At 75.8% G+C, this 22,045-nt stretch carries 24 protein-coding genes and 3 pseudogenes; 14 read left to right on the forward strand and 13 right to left on the reverse strand.

Annotated features, from left to right (window positions below):
- The first annotated feature begins 149 nt into the window (after nucleotides 1-149).
- Together HL189_RS21145 and HL189_RS21150 are read left to right on the forward strand one after the other, a co-directional pair.
- Nucleotides 150-1,037 (forward strand): shikimate dehydrogenase, encoded by an 888-nt coding sequence (locus tag HL189_RS21145; RefSeq protein WP_369135708.1) that lies wholly within the window; start codon nucleotides 150-152, stop codon nucleotides 1,035-1,037.
- On the forward strand, nucleotides 1,030-2,886 hold the full coding sequence (locus tag HL189_RS21150; protein ID WP_369135709.1) for a TIM barrel protein: 1,857 nt from the start codon (nucleotides 1,030-1,032) through the stop codon (nucleotides 2,884-2,886). Before HL189_RS21145 ends, HL189_RS21150 begins: the two co-directional genes overlap by 8 nt.
- Before the next feature lie 3 nt (nucleotides 2,887-2,889).
- On the opposite strand, the gene HL189_RS21155 is transcribed toward HL189_RS21150, so the two are convergent.
- From HL189_RS21155 to HL189_RS21185, 7 genes and pseudogenes are all read right to left on the reverse strand, one after another.
- Nucleotides 2,890-4,260 (reverse strand): AI-2E family transporter, encoded by a 1,371-nt coding sequence (locus HL189_RS21155; RefSeq protein ID WP_369135710.1) that lies wholly within the window; start codon nucleotides 4,258-4,260, stop codon nucleotides 2,890-2,892.
- 100 nt (nucleotides 4,261-4,360) lie between these two features.
- Complete coding sequence (locus tag HL189_RS21160; RefSeq protein WP_369135711.1) at nucleotides 4,361-4,945, reverse strand: hypothetical protein; 585 nt, start codon at nucleotides 4,943-4,945, stop codon at nucleotides 4,361-4,363.
- A gap of 109 nt (nucleotides 4,946-5,054) precedes the next feature.
- Nucleotides 5,055-5,246 (reverse strand): cold-shock protein, encoded by a 192-nt coding sequence (locus HL189_RS21165; protein ID WP_369135732.1) that lies wholly within the window; start codon nucleotides 5,244-5,246, stop codon nucleotides 5,055-5,057.
- Between the two features lie 147 nt (nucleotides 5,247-5,393).
- Nucleotides 5,394-5,576, reverse strand: a pseudogene (locus HL189_RS21170) (cold-shock protein); the annotation flags it as partial.
- A 135-nt stretch (nucleotides 5,577-5,711) separates the two neighbouring features.
- Nucleotides 5,712-5,894, reverse strand: a pseudogene (locus HL189_RS21175) (cold-shock protein); the annotation flags it as partial.
- Nucleotides 5,895-6,005: 111 nt separating this feature from the next.
- Nucleotides 6,006-6,200 (reverse strand): annotated as a pseudogene (locus HL189_RS21180) (cold-shock protein); the annotation flags it as partial.
- A gap of 113 nt (nucleotides 6,201-6,313) precedes the next feature.
- Nucleotides 6,314-7,144 carry an alpha/beta hydrolase gene (locus HL189_RS21185; protein ID WP_369135712.1) on the reverse strand — a complete coding sequence of 277 codons (831 nt, stop codon included), beginning with the start codon at nucleotides 7,142-7,144 and terminating at the stop codon, nucleotides 6,314-6,316.
- A gap of 113 nt (nucleotides 7,145-7,257) precedes the next feature.
- Between HL189_RS21185 and HL189_RS21190 the strand changes: the two genes are divergently transcribed.
- Nucleotides 7,258-7,737 (forward strand): sigma factor-like helix-turn-helix DNA-binding protein, encoded by a 480-nt coding sequence (locus tag HL189_RS21190; RefSeq protein ID WP_369135713.1) that lies wholly within the window; start codon nucleotides 7,258-7,260, stop codon nucleotides 7,735-7,737.
- Nucleotides 7,734-9,116: a hypothetical protein gene (locus HL189_RS21195; RefSeq protein ID WP_369135714.1), complete on the forward strand. Its 1,383-nt coding sequence runs from the start codon at nucleotides 7,734-7,736 to the stop codon at nucleotides 9,114-9,116. Before HL189_RS21190 ends, HL189_RS21195 begins: the two co-directional genes overlap by 4 nt.
- On the opposite strand, the gene HL189_RS21200 is transcribed toward HL189_RS21195, so the two are convergent.
- On the reverse strand, nucleotides 9,092-9,424 hold the full coding sequence (locus HL189_RS21200; RefSeq protein WP_369135715.1) for a hypothetical protein: 333 nt from the start codon (nucleotides 9,422-9,424) through the stop codon (nucleotides 9,092-9,094). The genes HL189_RS21195 and HL189_RS21200 overlap by 25 nt on opposite strands.
- 42 nt (nucleotides 9,425-9,466) lie before the next feature.
- Between HL189_RS21200 and HL189_RS21205 the strand changes: the two genes are divergently transcribed.
- Nucleotides 9,467-9,613: a hypothetical protein gene (locus tag HL189_RS21205; protein WP_369135716.1), complete on the forward strand. Its 147-nt coding sequence runs from the start codon at nucleotides 9,467-9,469 to the stop codon at nucleotides 9,611-9,613.
- Between the two features lie 127 nt (nucleotides 9,614-9,740).
- Here the strand turns inward: HL189_RS21205 and HL189_RS21210 are convergent, their stop codons facing one another.
- Complete coding sequence (locus HL189_RS21210) at nucleotides 9,741-10,319, reverse strand: MBL fold metallo-hydrolase (RefSeq protein ID WP_369135717.1); 579 nt, start codon at nucleotides 10,317-10,319, stop codon at nucleotides 9,741-9,743.
- 571 nt (nucleotides 10,320-10,890) lie between these two features.
- Here HL189_RS21210 and HL189_RS21215 point away from each other — a divergent pair.
- Both HL189_RS21215 and HL189_RS21220 read left to right on the forward strand, forming a co-directional pair.
- Nucleotides 10,891-12,234 carry an FAD-dependent oxidoreductase gene (locus HL189_RS21215; RefSeq protein ID WP_369135718.1) on the forward strand — a complete coding sequence of 448 codons (1,344 nt, stop codon included), beginning with the start codon at nucleotides 10,891-10,893 and terminating at the stop codon, nucleotides 12,232-12,234.
- Nucleotides 12,235-12,519: 285 nt separating this feature from the next.
- The gene (locus HL189_RS21220; protein ID WP_369135719.1) at nucleotides 12,520-12,750 is read left to right on the forward strand and encodes a hypothetical protein; all 231 of its coding nucleotides are present in this window, start codon (nucleotides 12,520-12,522) and stop codon (nucleotides 12,748-12,750) included.
- A 197-nt stretch (nucleotides 12,751-12,947) separates the two neighbouring features.
- On the opposite strand, the gene HL189_RS21225 is transcribed toward HL189_RS21220, so the two are convergent.
- Together HL189_RS21225 and HL189_RS21230 are read right to left on the reverse strand one after the other, a co-directional pair.
- Entirely contained in the window at nucleotides 12,948-13,562 is a 615-nt protein-coding gene (locus HL189_RS21225) for a hypothetical protein (RefSeq protein ID WP_369135720.1), read from the reverse strand.
- A 146-nt stretch (nucleotides 13,563-13,708) separates the two neighbouring features.
- The gene (locus HL189_RS21230) at nucleotides 13,709-14,440 is read right to left on the reverse strand and encodes a DUF72 domain-containing protein (RefSeq protein ID WP_369135721.1); all 732 of its coding nucleotides are present in this window, start codon (nucleotides 14,438-14,440) and stop codon (nucleotides 13,709-13,711) included.
- A gap of 91 nt (nucleotides 14,441-14,531) precedes the next feature.
- On the opposite strand from HL189_RS21230, the gene HL189_RS21235 reads away from it, so the two are divergent.
- Entirely contained in the window at nucleotides 14,532-15,443 is a 912-nt protein-coding gene (locus HL189_RS21235) for an LLM class flavin-dependent oxidoreductase (RefSeq protein ID WP_369135722.1), read from the forward strand.
- A 13-nt stretch (nucleotides 15,444-15,456) separates the two neighbouring features.
- Here HL189_RS21235 and HL189_RS21240 read toward each other — a convergent pair whose 3' ends face one another.
- Nucleotides 15,457-16,557: a LacI family DNA-binding transcriptional regulator gene (locus HL189_RS21240; RefSeq protein ID WP_369135733.1), complete on the reverse strand. Its 1,101-nt coding sequence runs from the start codon at nucleotides 16,555-16,557 to the stop codon at nucleotides 15,457-15,459.
- A 115-nt stretch (nucleotides 16,558-16,672) separates the two neighbouring features.
- Here HL189_RS21240 and HL189_RS21245 point away from each other — a divergent pair, with 115 nt between their 5' ends.
- Nucleotides 16,673-17,113 (forward strand): hypothetical protein, encoded by a 441-nt coding sequence (locus HL189_RS21245; RefSeq protein ID WP_369135723.1) that lies wholly within the window; start codon nucleotides 16,673-16,675, stop codon nucleotides 17,111-17,113.
- Between the two features lie 59 nt (nucleotides 17,114-17,172).
- Nucleotides 17,173-17,439: a hypothetical protein gene (locus HL189_RS21250; protein WP_369135724.1), complete on the forward strand. Its 267-nt coding sequence runs from the start codon at nucleotides 17,173-17,175 to the stop codon at nucleotides 17,437-17,439.
- Here the strand turns inward: HL189_RS21250 and HL189_RS21255 are convergent.
- Entirely contained in the window at nucleotides 17,436-18,173 is a 738-nt protein-coding gene (locus HL189_RS21255) for a GntR family transcriptional regulator (RefSeq protein WP_369135725.1), read from the reverse strand. The genes HL189_RS21250 and HL189_RS21255 overlap by 4 nt on opposite strands.
- A gap of 212 nt (nucleotides 18,174-18,385) precedes the next feature.
- On the opposite strand from HL189_RS21255, the gene iolC reads away from it, so the two are divergent.
- From iolC to HL189_RS21275, 4 genes are all read left to right on the forward strand, one after another.
- A complete protein-coding gene (gene iolC / locus HL189_RS21260) occupies nucleotides 18,386-19,417 on the forward strand; it encodes a 5-dehydro-2-deoxygluconokinase (RefSeq protein ID WP_369135726.1) in 1,032 nt (343 codons plus the stop codon).
- On the forward strand, nucleotides 19,410-20,342 hold the full coding sequence (locus tag HL189_RS21265; protein ID WP_369135727.1) for a class I fructose-bisphosphate aldolase: 933 nt from the start codon (nucleotides 19,410-19,412) through the stop codon (nucleotides 20,340-20,342). The genes iolC and HL189_RS21265 overlap by 8 nt, the downstream gene beginning before the upstream one ends.
- Before the next feature lie 85 nt (nucleotides 20,343-20,427).
- Nucleotides 20,428-21,357 (forward strand): 5-deoxy-glucuronate isomerase, encoded by a 930-nt coding sequence (iolB, locus tag HL189_RS21270; RefSeq protein ID WP_369135728.1) that lies wholly within the window; start codon nucleotides 20,428-20,430, stop codon nucleotides 21,355-21,357.
- A partial coding sequence (locus tag HL189_RS21275) for a thiamine pyrophosphate-binding protein (protein WP_369135729.1) occupies nucleotides 21,354-22,045 on the forward strand: 692 nt, incomplete at its 3' end. The genes iolB and HL189_RS21275, both read left to right, overlap by 4 nt.

Raw genomic sequence — 22,045 nt, forward strand, 5'->3', positions numbered from 1 at the left:
CTTCCTCCACGGTCGGCGTCGCCCCTGAGCCTACGGGCGACGGAGCTCGACGCCCCGGGCATGGTCCGGGACGGGGGCTGGCGCCCGCCCGGATCCTGTGGTCCCCTGAGACACAACTCACCAACTGGTACAGACGCGGAGGTCCGCTCGTGTCCCTCAGCTCCCCCGGCTTCCTGGTCGGTCTGATCGGCAGCGGCATCGGCCCCTCGCTGACCCCGGCCCTGCACGAGCAGGAGGCCGACGAGCTCGGCGTCCGCTACCTGTACCGCCGCCTCGACCTCGACGTGCTGGGGCTCCCGGCGACCGCCGTCGGGGAGCTGCTCACCGCCGCGCGGCTGCTCGGCTTCGACGGCCTGAACGTCACCCACCCGTGCAAGCAGCTCGTACTGGAGCACCTCGACGAGCTCTCCCCGGACGCGGCGGCCCTGGGTGCGGTGAACACCGTCGTCCTCACCGGCGGCCGCGCGGTCGGCCACAACACCGACTGGTCCGGCTTCGCCCGGTCCTTCGACCGGGGGCTCGCCGACGTCCCCACCGACCAGGTGGTGCTGCTCGGCGCGGGCGGGGCGGGGGCGGCCGTGGCGCACGCGCTGCTGACCCTGGGCACCGGCCGGCTCACCGTCCTGGACGTCGACGGGCAGCGCGCCGGCGCGCTGGCCGGGGCGCTCGCCGACCGGTTCGGCGCCGACCGGGCGCGCGGCGGGGACCTGACCGGCCTGGACGCCGCGGTGAGCGCCGCCGACGGCCTCGTGCACGCCACTCCCACCGGGATGGTCGCGCACCCCGGCCTCCCCGTGCCCACGGCGCTGCTGCGCCCGGCCCTGTGGGTCGCCGACGTGGTCTACCGGCCGCTGGAGACCGAGCTGGTGCGCACCGCCCGCGCGCTGGGCTGCCGGGTGCTGGACGGCGGCGGCATGGCCGTCTACCAGGCGGTCGACGCCTTCCGCCTGTTCACCGGCCTGGAGCCGGACGCCGAGCGGATGCGGGCCCACTTCTCCACGCTGGTCGCCGAGCCGGGGGTGGACGCGCGTGTCTGACCGGCCGTTCCGCCGCGCGGTCGCCACCGTCTGCCTGTCCGGCACGCTGGAGGACAAGCTGGGCGCCGCGGCGGCCGCCGGGTTCGACGGCATCGAGGTCTTCGAGCCCGACCTCGTCGCCGCGCCGTGGTCACCGGCCGAGCTGGCGGCCCGCTGCGCCGACCTCGGGCTGTCGATCGACCTGTACCAGCCCTTCCGGGACCTGGACTCCACCGACCCGGCGCGGTTCGCCCGCAATCTGCGCCGGGCCGAGCGGAAGTTCGACGTGATGGAGCAGCTGGGGACGACGACGGTGCTGGTCTGCTCCTCGGTGGCCGCGGACGCGGTCGCCGACCCCGACCAGCTCGCCGGGCAGCTGGCCGCGGTCGCTCAGCGCGCGGGCGAGCGGGGGCTGCGGATCGCCTACGAGGCGCTGGCCTGGGGTACGCACGTCTCCACCTGGGACCGGTCGTGGGACGCCGTCCGGCGCGCGGACTCCCCCGCGCTCGGGCTGTGCCTGGACAGCTTCCACGTGCTCTCCCGCGGCGGGGACCCGGCCGGGTTCGCCGCCGTCCCCGCCGACAAGCTGTTCTTCCTCCAGCTCGCCGACGCGCCGCAGCTGCAGATGGACGTGCTGCAGTGGAGCCGGCACCACCGGTTGTTCCCCGGGCAGGGCGCCTTCGACCTGGCCGCCTTCCTGGACTCGGTGCTCGCCGCCGGCTACACCGGCCCGCTGTCGCTGGAGGTCTTCAACGACGTCTACCGGCAGTCCGACCCGGCCCGCACGGCCGTGGACGCGATGCGGTCGCTGCTGTGGCTGCAGGAGCAGCTCGCCGCCCGCCGCGGGGACCCGGAGCTCGCGGTCGCGCCGCCCGCCCCGGCGCTGACCGGCTGGTCGTTCACCGAGCTCGCCGTGGACGGGGTGTCCGGGCCCGAGGTCGCGGCGGCGCTCGCCGGGATGGGCTTCACCCACACGGGACAGCACCGATCCAAGCCGGTGCAGCTGTGGGAGCAGGGGCGGGCGCGGGTGCTGCTCAACGCCTCCGTCGTCCGGCCGTCGGCCACCGGGGTGGCGTCGGTCGCCGCCCTGGGCCTGGAGAGCGCCGACCCACCGCGGTCCGCGCAGCGTGCCGAGTGCCTCAAGGCGCCGGTGCTGCCCCGCACCCGCGGCGCCACCGAGGCCGACCTGTCGGCGGTCGCGGCCCCCGACGGGACGCAGGTGTTCTTCACCCGCACCGGTCCCGACGGCTGGCCCGCCGACTTCCTCCCGACCGGCTCCCCCGCCGGCGCCGGTGCCGGGGTCACCGGCGTGGACCACGTGGGGCTGACCCAGCCGTTCGACTCCTTCGACGAGGCGGCGCTGTTCTACCGGGCGGTGCTGGGCCTGGAGCCGCAGGCGGTCGGCGAGTTCGCCGCGCCGTTCGGCCTGGTGCGCACCCGCGCGGTGAGCGACCCGGCCCGCGCCGTCCGGCTGGCGCTCAGCGTGAGCGCGCTGCGCCGGGGCACCTGGGCGCCCGGCGTGCCCGACCCGCAGTACGTCGCCTTCACCAGCGCGGACGTCGTCGCCACGGCCCGGGCCGCGCGGGCCGCGGGGGCGCCCCTGCTGACGATCCCGGGCAACTACGCCGACGACCTCGACGCCCGCTACGACCTCGCGCCCGAGCTGCTGGCCGCGATCCGCGAGCTCGGGCTGCTCTACGACGAGGACGAGCACGGCCGCTGGCTGCAGCTGGTCACCCGGGTCCTCGGCGACCGGGTGTTCCTGGTGGTGGTCCAGCGCCTGGGCGGCTACGACGGGTACGGCGCCGCGGACGCCCCCGTGCGGATGGCGGCGCACCGGCGCAGCCGGGCGCTGGCCACGACGGACTGACCGCTACCCCGTCCCGCGGGCGTCGCGCTCGGGCATGTCCTCGTCGTCGGTGACCGGCGCAGGCCGGGGCGCGTCCGGGAGCCCGTCGGCCGTCGGCTCGGGCGTCTCCGGCCGGACCGCCTCGGCCCGGGCCGGCCCGTTGGCGGCCGGGACCACCGGGACGACGGGGTGGTCGGGTGCGACCAGCTCGTACCGGTGCCAGTAGGTCTCGAGCACCGCCTGGACCGCGGCGACCACCGGGATGGACACCAGCGCGCCCATGGCGCCGAACAGCGCCGCGCCGGCGATCACCGCGCCGAGGGCCACGGCCGGGTGCACGTCCACGGTGCGGGCGGTGATCCGCGGAGCGATCAGGTAGTTCTCCACCTGCTGGTAGACGACGCCGAACACGATGACCCACAGCGCGTCGGACGGGTCCCCGGACAGCGAGATCAGCGCCGGGACGGCGATCGCCAGGTAGGTGCCGATGGTCGGGATGAACTGGGACACCGCCCCGGTCCAGATCGCCAGCGGCAGCCAGTACGGCACGTCCAGGAGCACCAGGACGACGCCGGTGATGACCCCGCTGATCAGCGCGAGCAGCAGCCGGGAGACGACGTAGCCGCCGGTCTTGCGGACCGCGATCTCCCAGACCGTGGCGATGACCAGCTGGTGCCGGGGCGGGAACCGCCGGGAGACCGAGCGCCGGAGGGCCGGCCCCTGCGCGGACATGTAGTAGGCGAACAGCAGGAACGTGAAGCCCTGGAACAGCAGCCCGATCAGGGCGGTCACGATGCCGACGACGCCCGGCGTGAGCTGCTGGAGGAGGGACTGCACCCGGCCCGGGGTGAGCTGCAGGGACGCCACGATGTCAGCGGGGCTGAAGTCGGTGTCGAAGGTGTCGTTGACCCAGCCGACGCCGTTGCGGACGGCGTCGGGCAGCCCGCTGATCAGGGCGCCCAGCTGGTCGACGAGCAGCGCGCCGAACAGGACGCCGAAGGCCACCACCAGCCCGACCAGGCCCAGCAGCACCAGCCCGGTCGCCACCCCCCGCCGCATCCCGCGCCGGGCCAGCGCCGCGACCAGCGGCTCGACGCTGATCGCGAAGAGCCAGGAGAGGAACACCAGGCCGAGGAAGCCGCGCAGGTTCCAGAAGGCCCACTCCACCACCTGGAACAGCGCGATGGCGGAGAGGACGAGGAACACCCCGCGCCGGAACCAGGGCGGGAGGGCACCGGGCCAGCCGGTTCCCCCAGCCGGGTCGGCGGCGGGTGCGTCCGGGAGCACGGGGGGCAACGGGTCGAGATCGTCGTCCGCCGACCCCGGACGGGTCCACAACCGGGAGGCGCGCAGCCGGGCGGCCACCCGGGACCGGCGGCTCGCGGGCTCGGTCATCGTGCCTCCGTTCCCCGGGCCGTCGCCGGGCACGGTAGACGTGGACGCCCCGGGCAGCCAGGTGGGGAGGCGCGCTCTCGGGAGCCTGCGGACCTGCGGCTCAGCCGGGCAGCAGACGGCCCAGGACGCCCTTCACGGTCGCGCCGGCCCGGTAGGACTGGACCAGCCAGGAGCCGCAGACGATGTTGGCGCCGGCCAGCACCGGCACGACGAACTGGGCCACCCGCTGCCGCCGCTGCCAGGTGGCGATCTGCTCCGGCGTGCCGTCGGTGGGGATCGTGGCGTCCTTCACCTCGATCGGCTCGCCGTGCGCGTACGCCTGCTCGGCCAGCTTGCCGATCCGGCTGCCGGAGTACGCCGAGTAGCCGGTGGCGGCCGCGCCGGCGACCACGATCCCCGCCTTGAGCGCGCCGACGCGCGCGAAGCCCTCCTGCAGGGCCATCCTCCGGCCGCCCACCTGGGTCAGCCGCAGCCCCGCGAGCAGCGTGGCGCCGATGCCGGCCCACTGGGCCGGGGCGAACCGGCCCCAGGCGGCGCTCGCCACGCGGATCCGGTCGATCCCCTGGGTCAGGTCGCTGCCGGCCTTGTTGACCCCGGCGACGCCCATGACCGTCCCGCCGAACCACAGGGCCGACCCGAGGTCGTGCACCGCCTGCGCGACGACGTGGTTGTCCGTGTTGCCCATGCTGCCCCCCTGGTTGCCGAGCGGCGGGCTGCGCCGCCTCAGGCGCGGCTACCCACCAGCTCCGCGGGAGCAAACGGCCCCGCCCGGCGGACCGGACGGGGCCGTCCGCTCAGAGCGGGTGCACCTCGTCGGCCTGCCGGCCGCGCTCGCCGGGGCTGGCGGTGAACTCCACCCGCTGGCCCTCCTCGAGGCTGCGGTAGCCGCCGTCATCGGCGATCGCGGAGTAGTGCACGAACACGTCGTCCCCGCCGTCGTCGGGCTCGATGAACCCGAAGCCCTTCTCGGCGTTGAACCACTTCACCGTGCCCCCGGTGCCGCCCGAGCTCCCCCGAGGACGCGCGGGCCGCCGGTCGTCACGCCGGTCGTCGCGCCAGCTGTCCCGGCCGCTGTCCCGGCCGCTGTCCCTGCCGCTTTCCCTGCCGCCGCGCTGCCCGCCGCCACCGAGGGGCTGGACCGAGTCGGCCTGGAGGCCCCGCTGGCCCTGGCTGGCGGTGAACTCCACCCGCTGCCCCTCGTCCAGGCTGCGGTAGCCGCCGTCGTCGGCGATCGCGGAGAAGTGCACGAACACGTCGTCGCCGCCGTCGTCGGGCTCGATGAACCCGAAGCCCTTCTCCGCGTTGAACCAGCGCACGGTGCCCTCCGCACCGCCCGACCCGCGGGCCGGGCGCCGGTCGCGCCGGTCGTCGCGCCGATCGTCGCGCCGGTCGTCGCGCCAGCTGTCCCGGCCGCTGTCCCGGCCGCCGCGCTGGCCGCCGCCGCCGAGCGGCTGCACCGAGTCGGCCTGGAGGCCCCGCTGGCCCTGGCTGGCGGTGAACTCCACCCGCTGCCCCTCGTCGAGGCTGCGGTAGCCGCCGTCGTCGGCGATCGCGGAGAAGTGCACGAACACGTCGTCCCCGCCGTCGTCGGGCTCGATGAACCCGAACCCCTTCTCCGCGTTGAACCAGCGCACGGTGCCTTCCGCACCGCCGGAGCCCCGCGCCGGCCGCTGGTCACGCCGGTCGTCCCGCCGGTCGTCCCGACGCTCCGGCCGGGCCGGGCGCCGGGCGCCCCCGAGCGGGGACACCGCCTCCGCCTGCGGCCCGCGCTGCCCGGGACCGGCGGTGTACTCGACCCGCTGCCCCTCGTCGAGGGTGCGGAAGCCGCCCTCGTCGGCGATCGCGGAGAAGTGCACGAAGACGTCCTCGCCGCCGTCGTCGGGCTCGATGAACCCGAACCCCTTCTCCGCGTTGAACCACTTGACCGTGCCCTGCGCCATGCTCTCCGACCTGACTTCCCACGACCCCCGGCTCCCGTCGAGCCGGTCTGCTGTCCTCGTTCCGGAGGAGGACTCTGCCAAGTGTCCGCCCCGGCCCGCACCACCAGGGTCCCTCATCCTGCGGCCCAGTCCAGCCAGTCCACCGCCGTCCGGGCCACGTCGGGTGGCACCGTGTGCGGACCGGCGAACTCCTGGTACGTCACCTCGTAGCCGTCCTCCCGCAGGCGCGGCACGATCCGGCGGCTGGTCCGGTCGATGGGCAGGACCTCGTCGGCGTCGCCGTGGGCGACGAACACCGCCGGCCGCCCGTCGGCGGGCGCGTCGGGGACGAACCCCGGGGAGAAGGCGACGACGCGGCGGAACAGCGTCCCGTTGGCCAGCCCGAGGCCGAGCGCGTAGGAGGCCCCGTCGGAGAAGCCGGAGATCGCGATCCGCTCCGGGTCGACCCGGACGGCGGCGAAGACCGTCGCGAGGGCGCGGTCCACGAGGACGACGTCGGGACCGAAGCGCCCGCCCACCGCGTCCCAGGTCGACCCCCGGGACGCCGGGGCGAGCAGCAGCAGCCCCCGTTCGTCGGCCTGTCCCCGTAGCAGCGCGAGCCCGGCCTCGGCGTCGCCACCGGCACCGTGGAGGGTCACGACGAGCGGCGCGGCTCGGTCGGTCGCCAGGCCCGGGGGCACATGGAGCAGCACGTCGCGCGTCCCGGTCAGCCCCAGGGGTCGGGTGCCCGGGGCCGCCGTCGTCCCCGCCAGGAGCTCGTCCGGGCGCGCGGTGAGCCGGGCGGCGTCGGTGGGTCCGGGCAGGACGTCGCACCCCGGCAGCAGCGCGGCCGCCCCCAGCCAGGCGCCGGCGGCGAGGAACCGCCGCCGGTCGAGCACCAGCGCGGAAGGGTGGGAGCCTGCCCCGTCGCGCAGGCCTCCGGCCGGGGTGCCCGAGCGGTCCATGTCGTCGGGCCGCGTACCCGGTGGCGGCGGTGCCACACCGGGCCGACGGTCCGCGCTGCGCGGCGACCCGCCATGGGCGACCGTGGACGGCGGTGGACGGAGGAGGGAGCCGGGTGAGCGACCAGGAGGCGTCCTTCCGCCGGTTCGTCGCGGAGCAGCGCGCCGGGTCGCTGCGTACGGCGCTGCTGCTGACCGGCGACCGCGGCTCCGCGGAGGAGCTGGTCCAGGCGGCGCTGACCCGGGTGTGGCGGCGGTGGCGACGGGTCGAGGGCGATCCCGCGGCCGTACTGCGGCGCGAGCTGGTCCGCGGGGTCACCGGCTGGCGGGCCCGTCTCCTGCGCGGCGAGCAGGTGGTCGAGGAGCTGCCCGACCCGTTCGCGCCGCCGTCGTCCCGGCCCTCCCCCGCGCTGCCCCGGGCGCTGCGCGAGCTGCCGCCGCGCACCCGCGCGGCGACCGTCCTCCGCTGGTACGCGGAGTGCTCCGAGGACGAGACGGCGCGGGCCCTGGGGTGCCCGGTCGGGACGGCGCGCGCCGAGGCGGCAACCGGCCGGGAATCGCTGTTGGCAGTCCTCCCCGCCGGAGGTCCGCGGTGAGCGACGACGCCCGGCTGCGGGAGGCGCTCGACGAGGTCGCCCGGCCCGCGGGGCGGTGGCGGCTGTCGACCGAGGAGTCCGTCGCCGACGTCCTCGCCCGGTCCCGGCGCCAGCGGCGGCGGTTGGCCGGCGGCGTGGTCACCGCGCTGGCCGTGGTCGCCGTCGCCGTCCCGCTGGCCCGGGCGGTGCCCGAGCCGGCGCTGCCGGGCCCGGCGGCGACGACGGATGCGGACCGCGGACCGGTGCCGTCGCTGCCCGTCCTGGTCGGGCCCACCCGGGGCTCGCTGGCCGGCGACGAGGCCTTCCTCGCCGCGGTCCACCGGGTCGGCTGGGGCGCGCAGGACGCCCCGCCGCCGGACGAACGCGAGGTCGTGCTGGCGACCGACACCCCGCACGGGCGGGTGGCCCTGGTCGTGGGCCACGTCGAGGACGACTTCCGCGGCGTCTGGCTCACCGGCCCGGTCGGCGCCGCCGCCGACCAGCTGCAGGTGCACCTGCCCACCGGGCTGGGACGGTCGCGGCCGCTCTCGCTGGTGCTGGGCGGTCCGGGACCGGCGACGCTCGTGGTGGTGGCCGGGCGCGGCGACCGGATCGAGGTCTCCCCCCGGCTGGCCGCCGGCCCCCGCGGCACCGTCTCGCGCAGCTACGCGGAGGCCGAGGCGGTCGACGGGGTGGCCGTGGTGCCGGTGCGGACCACGCAGCACGGCACCGCGGTGAGCGTGCGGGTGCTCCGCGAGGACCGCGTCGTGCACCGGTCCGGCGTGGACTGGCTCGGCAGCGGGGCTGGGCGGCGGGGCGACCTTCCGGTGCTCACCGCGCTGCGGCCGGGCGGCGCGGCCCCGGCGCCCGCGGTGCTCGCCGCGGCCCTCGTCGGCGTGGCCGTGCCGCTCGGCGTGGAGCCCGCGGCCCTCGACCCGGAGCTGCTGTGGTCCGGGCCGCTGCCGGCCGGCGGGCGCCCGGGCTCGGTGGCCGTGGTCGTCGCGCGCAGCCCGGGTGGCGCGCTGGTGGTCACCACCTGGGCCGGGGGTGCCGGAGCGCCGGTGGCCTGCGGCACGCAGACCCCGCCCGGCACCGCCGACGTCGACGGTCTGACCGTGGCGCGGGTGTGCGCGCTGCCCTCGCCGGCCGGCGGGGCAGACGACGAGCGGTGGCTGGTGCTGACCGCGCCGCCGTCCGCGGCGAGCGCCGAGGTCGTCGACCGGCACGAGCAGGTGCTGGCCGACCTGCCGCTGACCGGCGGGAGCGCCGTCGTCCAGCTGCCCGAGGAGGCGCGGGAGGTGCGCACCCTCGACGCGTCCGGTGAGGAGCTGGCCGAGACGCCGATCGCACCCCCGGCGCTGGCGCCGTTCGGCGACTACGGCAGCGGACCCGAGCGCTGATCCGGGCCCACGCCGGCGAGCACGGCCCGGGCCACGGCCAGCGCGGCGGGGCCGGCCGGGGACCGCGCCGCCTCCCGCAGCCAGTCCGCGAGCGGCGTGGCGAGCCCGGGTGACAGGGCCGTGATCCAGTCGACCGTGGCCGCCCGGGCCTCGGCGACGTGCTCCGTGCTCCCGTCGGGGAACCGGGCGACCACCTCGGGCCGGCTGGCGAGCAGGCCGGCCCGCTCCCAGGCGCCGCCGGTGGTGCGCGCGGCGAGGGCCTCCAAGGCGTCGGCGGCGGCGGTCAGCGGGGAGGTCGCGTGGTCCACGGCGGCAGTGTGCCGCGCCGGGCCGCTGGGCACGGACGAGACGTGGACCCCGAACCGCGGAGGGACGACGACGAGGGCGGCGACCCGGCGTGCTGGGCCCGGCTGGTGTGCCCCGCGTGCGGACGGCTGACCGAGGACCCGCAGGCCCGGCACTGCCCCGCCTGCGGCGCCGAGCTCCCGGCCGACTGAGCTGGTTCCGCACCCGCCAACGTCCGCCCTCAAGGCGGCCTCAGGGACACGCGTGGCGCGGTGACTCCTGCGGTCTCAGGGCTTTCGAGCGCCGGAAATGGCCCGACATGGCAGAAGTCGCTGAGGATCAGCGGGGCGTCGAAGACCCCGCGCGGAAGGGCGCGCCGTGACCAGGGACGATCAGGGTCGCGAGGTCCAACACCCGCTCCCGCTGCTGCCGCAACTCCTCGCGATCCAACGAGTAGGGGTCGTCGGCTGGCCCCTCCTCGGTCCACCACAGGTGGGTGAGGGCGATCGTGTCCTCGACTGTCCCCACCAGCGTCGTGATGTCCTGGGGTGTGTGTCCGGGAGTTGCATGCAGCCGGATGCTCGGCGTTATGTGGGTGCCCTCCGCGGCGCGCTGGGTGAACACGTCGCCCTCGATGACGGACTGGAAGTCGTGCACCGGGACCGCGGGGAAGAGCGCGATGTTGAGGGTGTGGTCGAGGTGGTGATGGCTGACGACGACATCCGTGACCTCTTCTGGCCGGACGCCGAGGTCGCGCAGCGGGCGGAGGATCAACTCGCGGTCAGCCACCATGCCCGGGTCCACGATCACGACTCGGTCGGCGTCCCTGATCAGGCTCACGGTGCCGGCGACGTTCGGCGGCCGGACGTAGCCCTCGACGAGGATGTCCAGGCGGGCGGTGCGGGCGAGTTCGGTCATGGAGCGGACCGTACTGGCGCAGCGAGTCCCGGTGTCCGGAGATCAGAAGAGCCCCTGAGTGGGCCGCTCGGACACACCGGCGACGGCTCGCCCGTGGGACGGTCTCAGGACCTGCCTCGCCACACCGGTGTGAGTGCAACAACCGATGACTTCGACCCGCGGTCGAAGTTGGATGATCGAGTTCCAGATGCCCGTGGCGTCGGACATGCGCTTCAACTGGGTCCATGCTGACCTCGCTGCATTGGACCCGACCGAAGCCCGCGAGCTCGTCGTCGACGCTCGGCGGGCGGTCGTCCCCGAGAAGGGTCTCCAAGGCCTACGACCTCTCGCACCCCATGGGCCCGGGCTGAGGTCCGGTCTCTGTGACGACGCTGGTCGGCTCGGGCGCCCCGGGTAGGCCTCTGCCGACCGTGGGGCTCAAGCAGCCCGCACTGCAGCGGTGAGGCAGCGCCAGCGTTCTAGCGGATCACCCGTGCCGGCATGGTCGTCGCGGACGGTGCGCCATTCGTCGCCGGTCTGATGCAGCCACACTGATGAGGAGGTTCTTCGGCTGGTATCGGAAGGGGGTGGCGTGAAGCGGATCGCAGAGCGAGCGGTGGTCATCGGGGGCAGCGTGGCCGGCCTCCTGGCCGCCCGTGTGCTCACCGAAGCCGTCGACGAGGTCATGTTGGTCGAGCGGGACGCCTGGTCTGATGCACCCGTCCATCGGCGCGGGGTGCCGCAGGGCCGCCAGCCGCACCTGCTGCTCGGCCGCGGACGCGAGGTGCTCGATCGCCTCTGCCCCGGGTTCTCCGCGGACGTCGTAGCCGCCGGCGGTCACGAGTGGGACTTCCAAGGCGACGGGCGCTACTTCAGCGAGGCCGGTCTGATGGCGCACCGGCCCAGCGGAATGGTGGGGGTGGCCGGGAGCCGTCCACTTCTGGAGTCCGTCCTGCGGCGCCGGGTGAGCGAGCTGCCCGGAGTGACGCCGATGGCCCCTGCTTCCGCCGAACCGCTGCTGCGCGGCGACCGGGTCGTCGGCGTCCGGGTGCGTCGGAGCGCCGGGCAGGAGCGCGAGGTGCCGGCCGACGTCGTGGTCGACGCCACCGGACGCGGCTCCCACCTGCCGATCTGGCTGGAGGGGCAGGGGTATGGGCGGCCACCGGAGTCGTCACTGCAACTGGGCCTGTCCTACACGTCCTGGACATTCCCCCGCGACCCCGGCGACCTGGACGGCGCTGCGGTGTGCATCGTCGCCGCCAACCCGGAGCTGCCCCGCGGCGGATCGGCCAGCGCAATCGAGGGCGATCGCTGGTTGGTCACTGCCTCGGCCTACTACGGCACCTCCGTTCCCCGCGACCGTCCTGGCTTCCAGGCGTTCCTCGAGGACCTGGTCAGCCCACGGATCGGTGCCCTGATCCGCGGCCGCGAGCCGCTGGAACCGGCGCCGGTCGTCCACCGAGTGCCCGCGAGCACCCGGCGCCACTACGAGCGCCTACCCCGCCGACCCGAAGGCCTGCTCGTCCTCGGCGACGCCTACGCCGGCTTCAATCCCATCTACGGGCACGGCATGACCGTGGCCGCCCTCGAGGCGTTGGCGCTGCAGGCCGACCTCGCCCACGGGCTGGACGGCTTGGCGGACAGAAGCGCCCGGTCCACCGCCCGCGCGGCATCCGCGGTGTGGGACATGGCCGCCGGCGCAGACCTCCGGTTCCCCGGCGTGCCAGGTGCCCGGCCACTGCGCACGACGATGCTCAACGCCTGGGTCGGCCGGGTCGTCCGGGCCGCAACCAGGGATGCGGAGGTCGCTGAGGCCTTCCTGCGCACGGTGAACCTGATGGCACGTCCGGAGTCGCTGCTGTCCCCGATGATCGCTGGCCGGGTGCTCCGCGCCCAGCGCGGAGCACCGACGTCGGCTCCGGCGAGACGATCGTGACCCCAGGAGCCTGCTCTACATCACGAACCCGCACCCGCCAGCGACGATGCCACTCTGACCGCGACACCACGTGAGAAGACCTCGGTCATCCAGAACACATCTGATGCGGCCCGGCCGGCAACGTCCGCCCTGCCCCTCACGCGGGCGTCGGGCGTGTCCCAGGACGGCCCATCGAGGAAGCCCGGGAGCGTCTTCTCCGGCGGATCCGGGCAGGGCGGGCCGTTTCACCCGACGTAGCACGGGCAGACCTGGAGCATCCATCGTTCCGACGTGGAGGAGGCTGCCATGACCGAGACCGGTCGCCCCTACGGCGGCGTGAACGAGCGCCCCGACGACAACGACGTGCTGCCCGGCGAGCGCCCCACCCACGAGAGCGTCGGCGCGAACTCCGCCGAGGAACCCCGTGCTGCGGAGGGGCCGATGTCCGGGGACGTCACCCAGGTGCCCGACCGCGCGCCGGACCAGCCGGATGCCAAGCGCCCGGGCATCGCCGACGCCACGGGGCCCACCGGCTGAACTGACCACCAGCCACGGCTGCCCGGCGAGCCGGACGGCTGTGCTCTGCCCACGAGGGCGGCAGCGGACGAGGAACCCCGATCAGAGGTGCTGCGCGAGCGAGACGCTCGCACACGTTCCCGCGGGAACGCCGTCGTCTGCACGTGTCCCGCAGTGGGCAGCTCGCAGAACGGCCGCCCCGTGGGCGGCTCGTCCGGTCAGGAGACGCGGACGAACTCCCGCCCGTTCCAGTGCCAGCGCACGGTGATGGGGATCGACGGGCCGCCGGCGCGGGAGTCCTCCGGCGCGTAGGCCCTCATCGCGGCGACGATGTCGCCGTCCTGCACGGACAGTCCGGCCGGGTCGTAGAGCGGCGACAGGATCGTCGCCTCGCGCAGCGTGAGTGGGCTGGGCAGCAGGCCGAGCCGTTCGCCGGACGCGGCGAACACGTGCACCTCCTGGACGATGCCGTTGGACGGCTGCGGTGAGCACTGCAGCAGCACGATCGTGTCCGGCTCGCCGTCCCCGTCGACGTCGCCCCGGGCCTCGGCCTCCAACCGGATCTGGTAGTGGTCGTAGTACGGGGGCCTGCTCCCGTCGGCGAGCACCCGGGCGGCCCCGCCGGTGAGCGTCGCCGGGATGCCGTCCGGGACGATCCCGTCGCACGTCACGCGGTAGCTGGCATCACGCCAGCCGGACGCCGCCGCCGAAGACTCGTCGGTGGCCGCACCGCCGCCCGGGGCGGCGCAGCCGCCCAGCAGGCACCCCGCCAGGCTCACGGCCAGGAGCCCGGTCGACAGCCGGGGTCCCGGCACCATCCATGACAGGGACATCGGCCCATCCCCCTCGGCCGGTCGTGCGAGGGGCATCCCCTCGACACCGAGCGTCCCACCGGGAGGCCGTCCCCGGCGGGTCCAGCGGCCCGGGGTGTACTCGTCCCGCCCGCCTTGGCATGCCGTCCACTTCGGCGGCCGGGGTGTCAGGCGCCCAGCAGGCCGCGCAGCTCCTCGGCGTTGCGCACCGCGTGGCCGTACCCGTCGTTGTTGAAGTAGGCGTAGACGTCCCGGCCGCCGTCCCGCCACTCCCCCATCCGGTCGGCCCACCAGCGCAGGTCGCTGCTGGAGTAGCTGCCGCCGTAGAGGTACTGGTCGTCGGGCCCGTGCAGCCGGACGTACACGAACGGCGCGGTGGCCCGCAGCACGCACGGCAGGTGCGCGCCGCTCATCACGCAGTAGGCCGCGCCGTGCCGCTCGAGCAGCGCGAACACCTCGTCGGTGTGCCAGCTCGGGTGCCGGAACTCGACCGCGACGCGCATCCAGTCCGGCAGGCGGCCGAGGAACCAGTCCAGCCGGGCGTCGTCCCGCTCGTGGCCGGGGTGCATCTGCACCAGCAGGACGGCGCGCTTGTCGCCCAGCTCGTGCCAGCAGGTGGTCATGCGCTCGATCCACACCTCGGGCCCGTACAGCTTCTTGGCGTGGGTGAGCCCGCGCGGCGCCTTGACCGAGAGCTGGAACCCCGGGGGCAGCCGACGGCGCCAGCTCGCGAACGTCGCGGTGCGCGGCCAGCGGTAGAAGCTGGCGTTGAGCTCCACGGTGCCGAACCGCTGCACGTAGAGGCCGAGCCGGTCGGCCGGGCGGGTGCCGGGCGGGTACAGGACGCCGTCCCAGTGGTCGTAGCTCCACCCGGAGGTCCCCACGTGGACGGCTGGCACGCCCCGAGCGTAGGTGCGCGGCCCATCCGGTCACCGCGGGCCGGCGTCGTCCGGCAGCATCCTGCCCGGGCCCCCTCGGGAGGAGATCACGGTGACCGTTCGCGTCGGCACGTTCCTGCCCGACTTCGCTCCCGGCAGCCTGACCGCCCGGCGGGCCACGGTTGCCGGGCTCGAGGCGGCCGGGGTCGACCACCTCGCCGTCGGCGACCACGTCAGCTTCGTCGGCGGGTCCGGCTCGGACGGGCTGCTGCACGCCGCCCATCTGCTGGCGCTCAGCGACCGGCTGCCGGTCCACGTCGGGGTCTACCTGCTCGCCCTGCGGCACCCGGTCCCGGTCGCCCGCCAGCTGGCCGACCTGGCCGCGCTCGCGCCGGGGCGGCTGGTGCTCGGGGTCGGCGTGGGCGGGGAGGACCCGCACGAGTTCGAGGTGTGCGGGGTCGACCCGACCACCCGCGGACGGCGGACGGACGAGGCGCTGCCCCTGGTCCGCCGCCTGCTCACCGGCGAGCCGGTCACCAGCGACGGTCCGTGCTTCCCGGTGCTCGAGGCGCGGGTGCTGCCCGCGGCCGGGAGCCTGCCCATCGTGATCGGCGGCCGGTCGGCGGCCGCGGTGCGCCGGGCAGCCCGGCACGGCGACGGCTGGCTGGGCATCTGGATCCCCCCGCGCCGGTTCGCCGAGGTGACCGGCCAGATCGCCGAGCAGGCGGCCGCCGCCGGCCGGGCGGACGTCGCGTGGCGGCACGGGCTGCAGGTCTGGTGCGGGTTCGGCGCCGGCGTCGAGGCCGCCACCGCACCGCTCGCCGCCGCCATGGAGGCCATGTACGGCCTGCCGTACAGCTCCTTCGCCCGCTACAGCCCGGCGGGCCGGCCGGCGGACGTGGCGGCCTTCCTGCAGCCCTACGTCGAGGCGGGCTGCCGCAGCTTCAACCTCATCCCCCGCGCCGCGGACCAGGACGTCGCCCTCGCCGGCGTGGCCGAGGTGCGCCGGCTGCTGGCCGGCTGAAACGGCGCGCACCTCAGCCGCCTCGTGGCGGCGGCGCCGTGCTGCCCCGGACCACGAGCCCGACGACGGCGGGCGGCGGCACGCCGACCTCCTCGCCCTGGAGCGCGGCGCGCACCAGCACGCCGACCCGCTGCCCGCGGTCGCGCAGCGGCTGGGCGACCGTGGTGAGCGGCGGTTCGGCGGACCGGGCCGCCGGGGAGTCGTCGAACCCCACGACCGACAGGTCGCCGGGCACGGCCAGCCCGAGGGCGCGGGCGGCCCGCACCACCCCGAGCGCGAGCTGGTCGGTGCTGGCGAACACCCCGGTCGGCCGGTCCGGGCCGGCGAGCAGCTCCCGCGCCGCCCGGGCGGCCGCGTCCGGCTCGTTCGCGGTGACCTCCACGACCGGCACGCCGGCCCAGTCGAGGCCCGCCTCGGCGACGGCCGCAGCGGCGCCGGCCAGCCGGCGGCGCATCACGGCGTACTCCGCCGTCCGCTGCCGCTCGGCGTCGGCCCGGCCCTGCCGGCGGTCGCAACCCAGGGGCATGGCCAGCACCGCGAGCCGCCGGTGCCCGAGCCGGGTCAGGTGCCGGACGGCGGTGGTGGCACCGGAGGCGTCGTCGATGCCCACCACCGGCACCCCGGGCAGCGCGGGCTGGTCGACCACCACCACCGGGCGGCCGCGGGAGGCGACGACGTCGACCGCCGGGTGCCCGTCGGGCAGCGACTGGACCACCCAGGCGTCCACCGCGGCGTCGGCCAGGGCCTGCAGGGCCGCCGGGTCCCGACGGGCCGGGTGCAGCAGCAGGCCGAGACCGTCGGCCTGGACCTCGCGGGCCAGGCCGTCGAGGAAGAGCACCGAGGTCGGGTCGGAGAAGGCGTAGGACAGGCTCTCGTCGACCAGGACGCCGACCGCCCCCACCCGGCCCCGGCGCAGGCCGCGGGCCATCGGGTCGGGGCCGGTGAACCCCAGCTCCGCGGCACGGGCCAGGATCCGCTCCCGCAGCGCGGGCGACAGCTGGTCCGGCCGGTTGTAGGCGTTGGACACCGTGGCCCGCGAGACGCCGAGGTCCCGGGCCAGTGTGAGCAGGGTCAACCGCCCGGACGGCGTGTCGGACCGCTCCGCCTTCGACATGGCCACCTCCCGGTCGTAGCCTGGTTCTGTAACGATCCAGACGATAGCCCGCCGGAGCGACGAGCCCCGGCGGCCGCGCGGCACCGACGACCCGCGCCCTCCGAGAGGCCGACCCGTGATCCCCCTCCGCCCCCACGCCCGCTCCGCCGAGGCCACCGGCCTGCGCCGCCCGGTCAAGCTCGTGCTCCTGCTCGCGCTCGCCCTCACCGCGTGCGCGGCCGTCCTCGACCCGGCGCTCGCCGCCGCCGCGCTCGCCTGCGGGGTCGTGGCGCTCGCCCTGGTCTCCCGCCCGGCGCCGGCCACCCGGTGGACGGCGGAGCCCGCCGTCCCCGCGCCTGCCCTCGGGACCGGCACCCCGCCGGCCACCCCGGCCGCCGACACGCTGCCGGCCGACGCGCTCGGCGAGCAGCTGCGCGCCCTGCACGACGAGTACGCCGAGCTGACCAACCAGGCGCTCACCGAGGGCCGCGAGGACCTGGTGCAGGAGCTGGCCGACGAGTACGCCGACCGCGCCCTGCGGCTGATCACCGCCGGGGACGCCTCCCGCACCGCCTGAACCACCTGGGGCGTGGTCGGATGGACGGCGACCGGCCGCCCGCGCCGGGAGGAGCACCGATGACCCGCAGGCAGCCACCCCGGTCGGCGCTGCAGCGCGAGCTGCTCCGGCTGCTCAGCCCGCCGTCCCGCCGGCTCTCCGAGCAGCCCGGCGAGCGGGCGCTGCCCGCCCTCCTCGAGGTCGCGCGCACGCACGCCCACCGGCCCGCGGCCGAGGTGCGGGCCGCGCTGGAGGACGCCGTCCGCTCGGTCGGCGCGCAGCCCGACCAGGCCGCGCTGACCGAGTTCGCCGAGCAGATCGAGGCCGCCGAGAACCCCTTCCTCTAGCGACCGACGAGGGTCGCCTCGAAGTCGTACCGCGACGCGCGGTACAGGTGCCGGCCGAGCTCCACCGGGGTGCCGTGGTCGTCGAAGGCGACCCGCTGCATGGTGAGCAGCGCGGCCCGCGGCGGCTCGTCCAGCAGCCGGGCCTCCTCCGCCCGCGCCAGCCGGGCACCGATCCGCTGGTGGGCGACCCGCAGGTGCACCCCCTGGCTGCGCAGGTACTGGTACAGCCCGCGCTCGGCGAGCTCCTCCACCGTCGGGGAGAACCGGCCGGGCAGGTGGTTGGTCATCAGCGCCAGCGGCTCGCCGTGCGAGCGCCGCAGCCGGCGCAGGACGACGACCTCGTCGCCCTCCTGCAGCTCGAGGTCCTCGGCGACCTCGCCCGGCGCGGGCACGCGGTCGAGGGACAGCACCTCGGTCGTCGGCGCCTCGCCGCCGCGCACCAGGTCGTCGTAGAGGCTGGTGAGCTCCACGGACCGGCGCACGTGCGGCTGCAGCACCTGGGTGCCCACGCCCCGCTTGCGGACGAGCAGCCCCTTGTCGACCAGCTCCTGCACCGCGCGACGCACGGTGGGGCGCGACAGCCCGTACCGCTGCGCGAGCAGGACCTCGTTCTCCAGCTTCGAGCCCGAGGGCAGGGCTCCCCCGGTGATCGCCCCCTCGATGGCCTGGGCCAGCTGGAAGTACAGCGGCGTGGGGCTCGAGCGGTCGATGTCGAAGGTCAGCACGGGTGCCACTGCGCCCCCTCCCCGCCGGACCGCACCTGCGGCCACTGTCGCGGCCGATCGTCCCAGAACCCAGGGTGACACGCACTCACCCGCGGTGGTGACTGATCAACCGCACGTCTTTCTGTCCTTATGTCCTTACATAGTCTTGACACCGTCTGTGGCACGGAGCACAGTTCGGCCCGTTCGCACAGGCATCCCGAGCGCCCCGGAGGTGGCCCGTCGTGCCCGTCCCACCGGACCCCCGACCGCCCGGCCCGCCCGACCCACCCGCCGACGCCGCGTCCGCCGGGGTGCCCGAGGTGCTCGTCCTCGGCCGCAGCGGCGTCGACGTCTACCCGCTCCAGGTCGGGGTGGGTCTGGAGGACGTCGAGACGTTCGGCAAGTTCCTCGGCGGCAGCGCCGCGAACGTGGCGGTGGCCGCGAGCCGGCTCGGGCACCGGGTCGCGCTGGTGACCGGCGTCGGCGACGACCCGTTCGGCCGCTTCGTCCGGCGGGCCCTGCGGGAGCTCGGCGTCGAGGACCGGTACGTCGTCCTGGACCGGGAGAACCCGACCCCGGTCACCTTCTGCGAGATCTTCCCGCCCGACGACTTCCCGCTCTGGTTCTACCGCCGTCCCACCGCCCCGGACCTGCAGGTCCGCCCGGAGGACCTGGACCTGGCCGCGGTGCGCGGGGCCGACCTGTTATGGACGACGGTGACCGGGCTGTCCGAGGAGCCGAGCCGCTCGGCCCACCACGCCGCGTGGTCCGCACGCGGGCGGAAGCGGCACACCGTCCTCGACCTCGACTACCGGCCGATGTTCTGGAGCTCCCGCGAGGAGGCCTCGGCCCAGGTCCGGGCGGCCCTCCCGCACGTGACCGTCGCCGTGGGCAACCGCCAGGAGTGCGAGGTCGCGGTCGGGGAGACCGACGCCGACCGGGCCGCCGACGCCCTGCTCGAGGCCGGGGTCGAGCTGGCCGTGGTCAAGCAGGGCCCCCGCGGGGTGCTCGGCGCGACCCGCGACGAGCGGGTGGTCGTGCCGCCGACCCCGGTCGAGGTCGTCAACGGCCTGGGGGCCGGCGACGCCTTCGGCGGCTCGCTGGTCCACGGCCTGCTCGCCGGGCTGCCCCTGGAGCAGGTGCTGCGCAACGCCAACGCGGCCGGCGCGATCGTCGCCTCCCGGCTGGAGTGCTCCACCGCGATGCCGACCGCCGCCGAGATCGCGGCGCACCGGGCGGCGTCCGACCCGTCCCTGGAGGGCTCCCGTGCCTGAGGCCGCCGTCACCGCCGCCGCGCTGACCGACGTCCGCCCGGCTCCGCTGTGCACCAGCTACGCCGAGGTCACCGAGCTGCGCAGCCGCGACCCGGGGGCGGTGGGCCGGGCGCTGGCCGCCCGCCGCCGCCGGCCCGCCTTCCTGCCGGCCGACGGCCGGCTGATGCTGGTCGCCGCCGACCACCCGGCGCGTGGCGCGCTCGCCGCCCAGGGCCGCCCTACCGCGATGCACGACCGCCGGGACATGCTCGACCGGCTGCGCGCCGCGCTGGCCCGGCCCGGCGTCGACGGCCTGCTGGCCACCGCGGACGTCGCGGAGGACCTGCTGCTGCTCGGCGCGCTCGAGGACAAGGTCGTCGTCGCCTCGATGAACCGCGGCGGTCTGGCCGGGGCGGCCTTCGAGCTCGACGACCGGATGACCGGGTACGACGTCGAGGGCGTGGTCAGCGCCCGGTTCGACGCCGGGAAGATGCTCAACCGGATCGACCCCGAGGACCCCGGCACGGTCGCCATGCTGGAGACGACCGGGCGGACCATCACCGCGCTGGCCCGGGTCGGCGTCGTCGCGATGCTGGAGCCCTTCCTGTCCAGCCGGCGGAACGGCCGGGTGGTCAACGACCTCACCGCCGACGCGGTGATCAAGTCGGTGCACATCACCCAGGGGCTGGGCGCCACGTCGGCTTACACCTGGCTGAAGCTGCCCGTCGTCGCCGAGATGGAGCGGGTCATGGCCGCCACCACGCTGCCCACCCTGCTGCTCGGCGGGGACCCGGTCGAGCAGCCGGAGGAGACCTACGCGTCCTGGCGGGACGCCCTCGGGCTCCCCGCCGTCCGCGGCCTCGTCGTCGGCCGCACCCTGCTCTACCCCCCGGACGACGACGTCGGCGCGGCCGTCGACACCGCGGTGTCGCTCGTCCACTGCTGAAGGACCACCCTTCCCCCCACGCCTCGCACGCTCGGCGCGGGCCCCCAAAGGGTGGCCGTTCCACAAACTCACCCCGGAGCAGCCGATGACCGCGACCACCTCCTCACTGCACCTGCCGGCCGGGTCGACCGCGGCCGGGCCGTACACCCTGCACGTCACCCCCGAGTCGGCCGGCTGGGGCCACAGCGGACTGCGGGTTCTGGCCCTCGGCGCAGGGGAGACCCACGAGCTGGAGACCGGGCCGGACGAGGTCGTCCTGGTGCCCCTGGAGGGCTCGTTCGACGTGGAGTGCGACGGGGAGTCGCTCTCCCTGGCCGGGCGGGCCTCCGTCTTCGCCGGCCCCACCGACGTCGTGTACCTGCCCCGGGACGCCACCGCGCGGCTGACCGGCGCGGGCGGCGGCCGGCTGGCGCTGTGCACGGCCCGGGCCCGCGCCCGCCTGCCCGTGCGCCACCGACCTGCCGCGGACGTGCCGGTGGAGCTGCGCGGCGCCGGCTCCTGCAGCCGGCAGGTGCACAACTTCGCCACCGCCGACACCTTCCCGGCCGACTCGCTGATCGCCTGCGAGGTGATCACCCCGGGCGGCAACTGGTCGTCCTACCCCCCGCACAAGCACGACGAGACGTCGGAGCACGAGACGGAGCTGGAGGAGATCTACTACTACGAGGTCTCCACCGGGCCGGACGGCCAGCCGGGCCTGGCCTACCAGCGCGTGTACGGCACCCCCGAACGCCCGGTGGACGTCCTGGCCGAGGTCCGCGACGGCGACGTCGTGCTGATCCCGCACGGCTGGCACGGGCCCTCGATCGCCGCACCGGGCCACGACCTCTACTACCTCAACGTGATGGCCGGCCCCGGCCCCGAACGGGCCTGGCGGATCGTCGACGACCCCGCGCACACCTGGATCCGGGGCACCTGGGCGACCGAGCAGGTCGACCCGAGACTCCCCCTGCACTCCCCCGCCACCGACCCGCAGGACCAGGCCCCCGGCCAGAACGGAGCGACCCGACCGTGACCGCATCCACCGGGACCGTCCGGCTCACCGTCGCCCAGGCGGTCGTGCGCTTCCTGGGCCGCCAGTACTCCGAGCGCGACGGGCAGCGGCAGCGGCTGTTCGCCGGCTGCCTGGGCATATTCGGCCACGGCAACGTCGCCGGGCTCGGCCAGGCGCTGCTGCAGGCCGAGATCGACGAGCCCGGCGCCCTGCCCTACGTGCTCGGCCGCAACGAGCAGGCCATGGTGCACACCGCCGCCGGATACGCCCGGGCGAAGGACCGGCTGCAGATCTGGGCGGTGTCCACCAGCGTCGGCCCCGGGGCGACCAACATGGTCACCGGCGCGGCGCTGGCCACGGTCAACCGGCTGCCGGTGCTGCTGCTGCCCGCCGACACCTTCGCCACCCGGTCGGCCGGCCCGCTGCTGCAGGAGCTGGAACGGCCGGACAGCGGCGACGTCACCGTCAACGACGCCTTCCGCCCGGTCTCCCGCTACTTCGACCGGATCTGGCGGCCCGAGCAGCTCCCCGGCGCGCTGCTCGGCGCGATGCGGGTCCTCACCGACCCGGCGGAGACCGGCGCGGTCACCCTCTGCTTTCCGCAGGACGTGCAGGCCGAGGCGTTCGACTGGCCGGTCGAGCTGTTCGCCGAGCGCACCTGGCACGTCGGCCGGCCGCTGCCCGAGCAGGCCGCGCTGGCCCGGGCGGT

The organism is Modestobacter sp. I12A-02662 (assembly GCF_041028325.1).
GTDB lineage: Bacteria > Actinomycetota > Actinomycetes > Mycobacteriales > Geodermatophilaceae > Modestobacter.